The organism is Streptomyces sp. 8N706 (assembly GCF_052245415.1).
Taxonomy (GTDB): domain Bacteria; phylum Actinomycetota; class Actinomycetes; order Streptomycetales; family Streptomycetaceae; genus Streptomyces.
The window spans coordinates 1-1,678 of the sequence record NZ_JBQQBW010000233.1; the positions used below are offsets into that span (position 1 = coordinate 1).

At 68.6% G+C, this 1,678-nt stretch carries 1 protein-coding gene; it reads right to left on the bottom strand.

Annotation, left to right across the window (positions count from 1 at the left end; genetic code table 11):
- Positions 1-176: 176 nt before the first annotated feature.
- Positions 177-1,556: an IS1380 family transposase gene (locus tag ACTWQE_RS34000; RefSeq protein ID WP_443332950.1), complete on the bottom strand. Its 1,380-nt coding sequence runs from the start codon at positions 1,554-1,556 to the stop codon at positions 177-179.
- Positions 1,557-1,678: the final 122 nt, after the last annotated feature.

Consider the following 1,678-nt stretch of genomic DNA (forward strand, 5'->3'; position numbering starts at 1 on the left):
TAGCCTCGATCGTTCATGAGTCCTCGTCGGTTTACTGACGGGGACTCTGCGTCTGTGGGGTGCGGCTTTTTCTGTGCCAGTGCACGCGGAGGGCCCGGCTGTCGCGTCGGGTGGGCGCCGGGTTCCACTTCGCCGGTGTGATGGTGCGGGTTGTCGGGGACGGTCGAAGTAGCTGGTCAGCCTGGGTTCGGGAGGGTGTGGAGCTGGTCGATGGCGTGGGTGATGACGTCGGTCCAGGGCCATCGGGCGGTGAAGCGGAGCCAGTAGCGGCGGCCGGTGTTCACCAGCTGCGCGGCGGCGGAGAACAACCGCAGGCGGAGCTTTTTGGGTTCCCAGCGGCGGGTCTTGCCGGTCAGCGCGAGCATCGGCATCCAGGCGAGGAGGTCGAGTGCGAGCGAGACGATCTCCAGCCAGATCTGATTCTGGGCGGTGTCGTGCAGGGGCAGGTTGCGCAGTCCGGTGTCGCGGGCGCCTCGGATGCGGTCCTCGCAGCGGGCCCGTCTGCGGTGACGCAGTTCCAGGTGGGCGAGCTGGCCACCCTTGGTGTTGGTCGCGAAACAGGTCAGCCGTAGTCCGTCGAGGTCGGTGAAGCGCAACTGGGCGCCGGGGTGCGGCCGTTCCTTGCGGACGATCAGCCGCATCCCGTTGGGCCAGGAGGAGAGGTCGGGCATGTCGGTGATCTCCGCGACCCAGGCGCCGGGACGCTCAGTGCCGTCGGCGTCGTAGGCCGGTGTCCATGCCTTCTTCGGGATCTTCAGGACGGCCTGGTGGATGGTGTCGGTGATCGTCATTCCGACGGAATACGACAGCCACCGGCCAGGCTTGGAGAGCCAGTCAAGGAAGGCGTGGGTGCCGCCGGCGGAGTCGGTCCGGATCAGCGTCTGCCGTCCCCGCCTCAGGCGTTTGGGGAGTTGATCCAGGGCGAGTTGGGCGGTCGTGATGTGATCGGCGGCGGTGTTGGAGCCTGCGTTGCCGGGCCGCAGCAGCGCGGCCACCGGCTCTCCGGAACCGGCCTGGCCGTGGTCGACGAACGCGACGAGCGGATGATGGCCGAAGGTCTTCTTCCAGGTCGCGGTGGCGTCCTGCTTCTCGGAGTGCGCAAGGACGAGCACGCCGTCGATGTCCACGATCACCTGCCCGTCGGCCGCCGGAGCGTTCGCCCCGGCCAGTTCCCAGACCCGCGACCGTACTTCGGCCCGCGCCGACCGGATCGCGGCGAGCGCCTTCGGGCCTGCTGCGGCGAGGGCGTCGATGAGCCGGGAGACCGTGGGGTCGGACGCCACCGGGCCGAACACGTCGGGCTCGGCCCGCAGCAAGGCGACATCAGCGAGGCAGTCCCCGCCCAGAGCGACGCCGAGCGCGACATCCAGCAGGACTTTGCCCGGGTCGTGCACTGCCCGCGGCTTGCGCCACGGCGCCAGTGCCGCCGATATCGCGGTGTCCAGGCCCACCTTGCGGACCGTCTCGACCAGCAGCACCGCCCCGGCCTGCGAGACCGCCCCGCTGCCACCGCCCTCGACGCGGACAGGCGGGTACAACCCGATACGCTTGCTCACCTGGAGAGTGCTTCTTTCCGTGCAGCCAACAGGACCCTAGACAAGTCCCATCGTTGCAGGTCAGGAGCACTCTCCGCTTATTTGATCAAGGCATGGACGAGCACGCTCATGAAAGCGCGAGG